Source organism: Micromonospora sp. ATLC16 (assembly GCF_057196645.1).
In genome coordinates, this window is the sequence record NZ_JBXUOW010000066.1 from 20,661 (window position 1) to 27,766 (window position 7,106).

Here is a 7,106-nt window from a genome sequence, read left to right on the forward strand (position 1 = left end):
GTCCCGATCCCGACGCTCGCACCTTTACCCTTCCGGAATCCGAGTGTCGACACCGGATGCTCACCGCGACCGGCTCGCCGGTCGCCCTGCCTCGGAGGCCGCCCCCTGATGAAGCCGGGCCCGCTCCACCACCTCGGTACGCCCGACGACGCGGCCGGGCCGCATGGTCGCCGGTCCTTCCCGGAGCGGCTCGGCGTGTCCAGCACCGATGCCCATGAACCGGTCGCGGTGGTCGCGGCCGGTCCCGCCGACGCCGCCCGCACCGAAGTGCTCGCCACGCTGCTGGAACTCGATGCCGGGCTACTCGCCGTGCCCAGCGGTAGCTGGCTGGTGGTACGGCACAGCGCCGAGCCCACCCGGGTCGCCTATGTGCCCGGCTACCGTACGCCGCACTCGTACCGGCCCGGCCTGCCGGCCGCGGGGCCGGCGCTGGCCAGGCCGCCACGCCGGGTGGAGCTGAGCCTGCCCCAGCCGTTGGTGAACCGCTTCGTGCTGGTCGACACGCCGGACATCGCCACGCTGGGGTCGGCCGGTTGCGGCGTCCTGCGTGAGGCGGTGGGTCGGGCCGGCGCACTCCTGTTCGTGATCGCGGCGGATCAGTCGTTCGCAGCCGCCGAGCTGAATCTGCTGTCCGACCTCGCCGGGACACCGGTCCGGGTCTTCTTCGCGGTCACGCCGGGCGCCGACGGCTGGGCGGCCGGCGAGGGCACGGCGGCGGTGCGGGAGTCGGGGGAGTCCGGCGACTCGATGGTCGACCCGGTGACGGTCACCGTCGAGGCACACCGGGCCGCGCTGCTCGCCGCCGTGCCCGGACTGGCCGATGCCGGCTGGTTCCCCCTGGTCGCCGGTGGCGAGGCCGGCCTGCGGCGGGCGCTGGTGGACTGGGCCTCCGGCGAGGAGCTGTGGCGGGGCAGTCTGGAGCCGCCCGAGTTGCCGGGCGAGCGCGGCCGGGTGCCGGTGCTGACCGAGCCCAACGAATGGTCGGAACAGCTCGACCGGCAGGCCCGCACCGCCGCCCGACGCATCCGCCAGCACCTCGCCCTGGAACTGGCCAACATGCACATGCGCCTGGTGCAGGAGATCGTGTTCGGCGTCGGCTGTGCCGGCCTGCCCCAACTGCTCGACCGGGAGATGGCGACGCTGTCGTTGCTGGCCACCGCCCAGTGCGACCACCATGCCGGCGAACTCGTCGAGCGCGCCGCCGGTCGGCTCTTCGGCGCACCGTTGCCGCAGGGGATTCGCCGGCGCATCGACATGGCGGTCCGCTGGAGCCTGGTCGACTATCCCACCGGGCAGGAGCTGGAGCGGGCGTTCCTCGTCACCAGCACGGCGGGCGTGGCTTCGCTGACCGGTGCGGCGGCGATCGACATGCTGTCCGCCTACCCCGCACCGCCCCGTACGGCGGTGCTTCCGCCAGTGGCCGTGGCGTTGTCGGGAGGCTGCTGGCAGCACTGGCGTTCGCCCGGCAACAATGACCCGAGCGCGGCGCGGGCCTGGGCGCAGCGGGCGTTGCGGGAAATCGAGTTGGAGCTGTCGCGGGAGGTCGCCCGCCGGTTCGAGGCGGTCCGTCTCTCGCTCGGCACGGTGCTGTCCGATGCTGCCGAACACGGCATCCTGCTCGCCTGACCGGGCCGCCCCGCACCCTGCCGGCGGTGCCGGTGGGGGATCCGCGCACGTCCGGGACGCGACCAGTCGGAGCGTGGGAGCGGCCGTGGCTGGTGATCCGGGCCGGTCCGGCGTTCCGGTTCCTCGATTTCCCGGATCCGGTGGCACGATGGGGGGCATGGCGGCTCCGCAGGTTGCACCGGTCGAGACCCCGGACACCGATGAGGTGCCGGCAGCTGACCGACCGTGGGTGACGATCGTGTGGGACGACCCGGTGAACCTGATGACCTACGTGACCTGGGTGTTCCAGAAGCTTTTTGGTTACAGCCGGGAGAAGGCCGAGCAGCTCATGCTGGACGTGCATCACAAGGGCAAGGCGGTGGTCTCCAGCGGGGCCCGGGAACGCATGGAGCACGATGCCTCTCAGCTGCACGCGTACGGACTCTGGGCGACGGTGGACCGGTCGTGAGTATGTTCCGCCGCCGCGGTGACCGGTACGTCGCCACCTTCGCGGTGGACGAGATGCGTGTGCTCCGAAAGGTCGCCTCTGAGGTGGTCGGCCTGCTCACCGACGGTTTCGACCACTCCGACCCGGTTGTCTGCCGGCTCTTCCCGGAGGCATACCCGGAGGACGCGTCGGGGACTGCGGAGTTCCGCCGGTACACCGAAGGCGACCTGAAGACCGCCAAGATCGACCAGGCCGGCGCGATCCTGGCCGCGTTGCCCGGCGACAGCGGCGGGGAGGTACGCCTGGACGCCGAGGCGGCGGAGGCGTGGCTGCGCGCGCTCAACGACGCCCGGCTGGCGATGGGCGTACGGCTGGGGATCAAGGACGGGACGGACCTGGGCGCGGAACTCGACGACGCGGTCGCCGACGACCCGAGTTCCAGCCGGGTGTTCCAGCTTTCGGTCTACGCATATCTCGGCTATCTCCAGGAGTCCCTGCTCAACGCCTTGATCGACTGACTGTGACCGGCACCGCCTCGCGGTTGACCGCTGTCGGGCGCTACCCTTGGCGACGTGCTGAGCATCGACCGGTCGATCGTCGACGCGATCGTCGCCCACGCCCGTCGGGATCACCCCGACGAGGCCTGCGGTGTGGTCGCCGGTCCCGTCGGCAGTGACACGCCGACCCGGCACATCCCCATGGAGAACGCCGCCCGTTCGATGACCTTCTACGAGTTCGACTCGATGGAGCACCTGCGCGTGTGGCGCGAGATGGACGACCGGGACGAGGAACCGGTGGTCATCTACCACTCGCACACCGCCACCGAGGCGTACCCGTCACGGACGGACATCTCCTTCGCCGGCGAGCCCGGCGCGCACTATCTGCTCGTCTCCACGCGCGAGCCCGACACGGAGGAGATCCGCTCCTTCCGCATCGTGGACGGCGTGGTGACCGAAGAGCCGGTGCGGATCCTCGACGCCGGGGTGGATCCGCACGCCGTGCAGTCATACATGTTCGGGCAGAGCCCGGCGACGGTCGACTACGAGTGTTCGGGCCGCTGACCACCTCAGCCCCCGCACGCCCTTCCCCGTCACCGAGCAGTCCACCCGAGCGAGGAGTACGACACCATGGCCATCGAGGTTCGCATCCCCACCATCCTGCGCAGCTACACCGGCGGCGCGAAGGTCGTCGAGGGCAGCGGCGACACGCTCAACGACCTGCTCACCGACCTGGACTCCCGGCACGCCGGGCTGCGTGGCCGGCTGGTCACCGAGGCCGACGCGCTGCACCGCTTCGTCAACGTCTACGTCAACGATGAGGACGTGCGCTTCCTCGGCGCGCTGGACGCCAAGCTCAACGACGGCGACAGCGTGACCATCCTGCCCGCGGTGGCCGGTGGTGCGTTCGGCTTCGCCGCGGCGGCGGCGATGGCGCAGCACGTCGCGGCCGCGCCGGCCGAGGGCCGGACGCGCGTCACCGCGAGCTGAGGCGGCCGCGATGGCGCGGTACGACAGCCTGCTGGACGCCTGCGGCGGGACACCGCTGGTGGGGTTGCCCCGACTGTCGCCGACGGTGCCCGAGGGCGCTCCGCCGGTGCGGCTCTGGGCAAAGCTCGAGGACCGGAACCCGACCGGCAGCATCAAGGACCGGGCCGCCCTGTTCATGGTCCGGGCGGCAGAGGCCGCCGGCCGGCTCCGGCCCGGCGACACCATCCTGGAGCCGACCAGCGGCAACACCGGCATCTCCCTGGCCATGGTGGCCAAGCTGCGGGGGTACCGCCTGGTCTGCGTGATGCCCGAGAACGTCTCCACCGAGCGGGTGCAGCTGCTACGGATGTACGGCGCGGAGATCATCTTCTCGCCGGCGGCGGGCGGCTCCAACCAGGCGGTCGCCACGGCCAAGCAGATCGCCACCGAGCACCCCGACTGGGTGATGCTGTTCCAGTACGGCAACGAGGCGAACGCCCGGGCGCACTACGAGACGACCGGGCCCGAGCTGCTGCACGACCTGCCGACGATCACCCACTTCGTGGCCGGGCTCGGCACCACCGGCACCCTGATGGGCACCGGGCGCTACCTGCGCGAGAAGGTCGAGGGCATCCAGATCGTCGCGGCCGAGCCGCGCTACGGCGAGCTGGTCTACGGGCTGCGCAACATCGACGAGGGGTACGTCCCGGAGCTCTACGACGCGACCGTGCTGAACCGGCGCTTCTCCGTCGGCACCCGGGACGCGGTGCTGCGTACCCGGCAACTGGTGGAGGTCGAGGGGCTGTTCGTCGGCTTCTCCACCGGCGCGGTCCTGCACGCCGCGCTTGCCGTGGCGCACGAGGCGGCACGGGCCGGACGCCGGGCCGACGTGGCGTTCGTGGTCAGTGACGGCGGCTGGAAGTATCTGAGCACCGGGGCGTACGGCGGGACGCTCGCCGACGCGGAGGAGGCGCTGGACGGCCAGCTCTGGGCCTGACCTGCGGCAGCATTACCATGTGACGAGGGTCACCGGCGATGTGCGGTGGCCCTCGTCGCGTCGGTCTGCCCGACCCGACCACTTCGGTGACGGGTGGTCGATCGGACGGGCGGAACCGGTGTCACGTTGATGACAACTTCGAGCAGATCATTCTTGCGCTTGCATGCGCGGGCGTAGGCTGCCCAGCGTGGCGTACGCGTCGGTAGTGATCACCGCCGGAGCGGCGGCCGGCACGATCACTACCTACCGTGACAGCGAGACAACTCGATGCGACTGACCGTCCTGGGCTGCTCGGGCAGCTTCCCCGGACCCGAGTCCCCCTGCTCGGCCTATCTGGTCGAGGCCGAGGACTTCCGGCTCCTGGTCGACTTCGGCTCGGGATCACTGTCCACCCTGCAACGCTATGCCGGGCTGCACGCCCCGGACGCCATCCTCCTGACCCACCTGCACTGCGACCACATCCTCGACGCGGCGACCTACGTGGTGGTGCGGCGGTACGGCCCGGACGGGCCGTGCCCGCCGCTGCCGGTCTACGCGCCGGCCGGCGCCCCGGACCGGCTGGCCACCGCGTACGGGCAGGAGGACAGCACCGTCGAGGACGTCTACCAGTTCTACGCGCTGCAACCCGGCACCTTCCCGATCGGCCCGTTCACCGTCACCGTCGACCGGGTGCTGCACCCGGTGGAGACCTACGGCGTACGCCTGGAGCACGGCGGCCGGGTGCTCTGCTACTCCTCGGACACCGCCCCCTGCGAGGCGCTGCTGCGTCTGGCCCAGAACGCCGACGTCTTCCTCTGCGAGGCCAGCTACCTCGACGGGGTCGACAACCCACCGGATCTGCATCTCACCGGCGGTGAGGCGGGCGAGGCGGCAGCCAAGGCCAACGTCGGGCGGCTGTTGCTGACCCATCTGGTCCCCGCCTGGGGCAGTGAGGCGCTCACCGTGGCGGCTGCCTCCGCCGCGTACGCCGGCCCGCTGGAAGTGGTCCGTCCCGGCGCCAGCTACGAGGTCTGATCCGCCGGGCGGCGGAGACCCGGGGAGGGCGCGCTCGGCGCACCGCATAGGGTGCAGGCATGGCACGACCTGACGGGCGGCGACCCGACCAACTTCGACCGGTGACCCTGACCCGCGGCTGGAGCACCCATCCCGAAGGATCGGTGCTCGTGGAATTCGGCGGCACCCGGGTGCTCTGCACCGCGAGCGTCACCGAGGGGGTGCCGCGTTGGCGCCGCGGTTCCGGGCTGGGCTGGGTCACCGCGGAGTACGCGATGCTGCCCCGGGCCACCAACACCCGGTCGGACCGGGAGAGCGTCAAGGGCCGGGTCGGTGGGCGTACCCACGAGATCTCCCGGCTGATCGGCCGGAGCCTGCGGGCCGCGATCGACCTCAAGGCGCTCGGCGAGAACTCGATCGTGCTGGACTGCGACGTCCTGCAGGCCGACGGCGGCACCCGGACCGCCGCGATCACCGGCGCCTACGTGGCGCTGCGCGACGCGGTGGACTGGCTCGCCGCCCGCAAGGCCCTGACCGGTAAGCCGGAGAAGGTGATGCACCGTTCGGTGGCGGCGGTCAGTGTCGGTGTCGTTGCCGGTGAGCCGCGCCTGGACCTGTGCTACGACGAGGACGTGGCCGCCGAGGTCGACATGAACGTGGTCTGCACCGGTACCGGTGACTTCGTCGAGGTGCAGGGCACCGGCGAGGCCGGCGTCTTCGCCCGCGAACAGCTCGACGCTCTGCTCGACCTGGCCGTGGCCGGCTGTCTGGATCTGGCCGAAGCTCAGCGGAAGGCGTGACAACGCATGAACAAGGTGCTGCTCGCCACGCGGAACCAGAAGAAGCTGATCGAGTTGCAGCGCATCCTGGACGGGGCGCTGGGCGCGCACCGGGTCGCCCTGATCGGGCTCGATGACGTCGAGGCGTACCCGGAGCTGCCGGAGACCGGGCTGACCTTCGGCGAGAACGCGCTGATCAAGGCCCGGGAGGGCTGCCGGCGTACCGGGCTGCCGACGATCGCCGATGACTCCGGGCTGGCCGTCGACGCGCTCAACGGGATGCCGGGGGTGTTCAGCGCCCGTTGGGCCGGGCGGCACGGTGACGACCAGGCCAACCTCCAACTCGTGCTCGACCAGATCGGCGACGTGCCGGACGAGCACCGGGGCGCCTCCTTCGTCTGCACCGTCGCGCTGGTGCTGCCCGGAGGCAAGGAACACCTGGTCGACGGCCGGCAGGCGGGTCGCCTGCTGCGCGCCCCGCGCGGTGACGGTGGATTCGGCTACGACCCGGTCTTCCTCGGCGACGGCCAGGACCGCACCAACGCCGAGCTGACCCCGCAGGAGAAGGACGCGATCAGCCACCGCGGTAAGGCGTTGCGCGAACTGGCCGCGCTGGTCGCCAAGGTCCTCCCGCCAGCCGCCTGAGCCGCCCGCCTCGGCTTCGGTCCTCGCGTCAGCCGAGGGGGCCGACCTCCTGCTCGATGGCGGTGCGGAGGTCGGGGCCGGCCAGCACGGCGCGCGCGGCCTCCATCAGCGGGGCCAGGAAGACGTCCGGGCCGGGCTCGCCGGCGGCCTCGCCGAGCGCGGCGATCGCCGCC

At 71.7% G+C, this 7,106-nt stretch carries 9 protein-coding genes; all 9 read left to right on the forward strand.

Annotated features, from left to right (window positions below; translation table 11 throughout):
• Window positions 1-108 precede the first annotated feature (108 nt).
• The 9 genes from AC2CHE_RS22005 (at window position 109) to rdgB (ending at window position 6,933) form a co-directional block, all read left to right on the forward strand.
• Window positions 109-1,626: a P-loop NTPase family protein gene (locus AC2CHE_RS22005; protein WP_484506759.1), complete on the forward strand. Its 1,518-nt coding sequence runs from the start codon at window positions 109-111 to the stop codon at window positions 1,624-1,626.
• Between the two features lie 157 nt (window positions 1,627-1,783).
• Complete coding sequence (gene clpS, locus AC2CHE_RS22010; protein WP_093401920.1) at window positions 1,784-2,074, forward strand: ATP-dependent Clp protease adapter ClpS; 291 nt, start codon at window positions 1,784-1,786, stop codon at window positions 2,072-2,074.
• A 2-nt stretch (window positions 2,075-2,076) separates the two neighbouring features.
• Complete coding sequence (locus tag AC2CHE_RS22015; RefSeq protein WP_484506764.1) at window positions 2,077-2,571, forward strand: DUF2017 domain-containing protein; 495 nt, start codon at window positions 2,077-2,079, stop codon at window positions 2,569-2,571.
• Between the two features lie 54 nt (window positions 2,572-2,625).
• Window positions 2,626-3,114, forward strand: a complete 489-nt coding sequence (locus AC2CHE_RS22020; RefSeq protein WP_093401918.1) for a M67 family metallopeptidase — start codon at window positions 2,626-2,628, stop codon at window positions 3,112-3,114.
• A gap of 66 nt (window positions 3,115-3,180) precedes the next feature.
• Entirely contained in the window at window positions 3,181-3,540 is a 360-nt protein-coding gene (locus AC2CHE_RS22025; protein WP_210940199.1) for a MoaD/ThiS family protein, read from the forward strand.
• Window positions 3,541-3,550: 10 nt separating this feature from the next.
• Window positions 3,551-4,516 (forward strand): PLP-dependent cysteine synthase family protein, encoded by a 966-nt coding sequence (locus AC2CHE_RS22030; protein WP_210940200.1) that lies wholly within the window; start codon window positions 3,551-3,553, stop codon window positions 4,514-4,516.
• Between the two features lie 267 nt (window positions 4,517-4,783).
• Complete coding sequence (locus tag AC2CHE_RS22035; RefSeq protein WP_484506760.1) at window positions 4,784-5,530, forward strand: MBL fold metallo-hydrolase; 747 nt, start codon at window positions 4,784-4,786, stop codon at window positions 5,528-5,530.
• Window positions 5,531-5,589: 59 nt separating this feature from the next.
• Window positions 5,590-6,309, forward strand: a complete 720-nt coding sequence (gene rph, locus AC2CHE_RS22040) for a ribonuclease PH (protein ID WP_484506761.1) — start codon at window positions 5,590-5,592, stop codon at window positions 6,307-6,309.
• A 6-nt stretch (window positions 6,310-6,315) separates the two neighbouring features.
• Window positions 6,316-6,933 carry an RdgB/HAM1 family non-canonical purine NTP pyrophosphatase gene (gene rdgB, locus AC2CHE_RS22045; protein ID WP_484506762.1) on the forward strand — a complete coding sequence of 206 codons (618 nt, stop codon included), beginning with the start codon at window positions 6,316-6,318 and terminating at the stop codon, window positions 6,931-6,933.
• Window positions 6,934-7,106: the final 173 nt, after the last annotated feature.

What these genes read in the sequence shown, in the direction of transcription:
- rdgB (WP_484506762.1), top strand. Translation starts at nt 6,316, where the DNA reads ATGAACAAGGTGCTGCTCGCCACGCGGAACCAGAAGAAGCTGATCGAG.
- clpS (WP_093401920.1), top strand. Translation starts at nt 1,784, where the DNA reads ATGGCGGCTCCGCAGGTTGCACCGGTCGAGACCCCGGACACCGATGAG.
- AC2CHE_RS22030 (WP_210940200.1), top strand. Translation starts at nt 3,551, where the DNA reads ATGGCGCGGTACGACAGCCTGCTGGACGCCTGCGGCGGGACACCGCTG.
- AC2CHE_RS22005 (WP_484506759.1), top strand. Translation starts at nt 109, where the DNA reads ATGAAGCCGGGCCCGCTCCACCACCTCGGTACGCCCGACGACGCGGCC.
- AC2CHE_RS22015 (WP_484506764.1), top strand. Translation starts at nt 2,077, where the DNA reads ATGTTCCGCCGCCGCGGTGACCGGTACGTCGCCACCTTCGCGGTGGAC.
- AC2CHE_RS22025 (WP_210940199.1), top strand. Translation starts at nt 3,181, where the DNA reads ATGGCCATCGAGGTTCGCATCCCCACCATCCTGCGCAGCTACACCGGC.
- AC2CHE_RS22035 (WP_484506760.1), top strand. Translation starts at nt 4,784, where the DNA reads ATGCGACTGACCGTCCTGGGCTGCTCGGGCAGCTTCCCCGGACCCGAG.
- rph (WP_484506761.1), top strand. Translation starts at nt 5,590, where the DNA reads ATGGCACGACCTGACGGGCGGCGACCCGACCAACTTCGACCGGTGACC.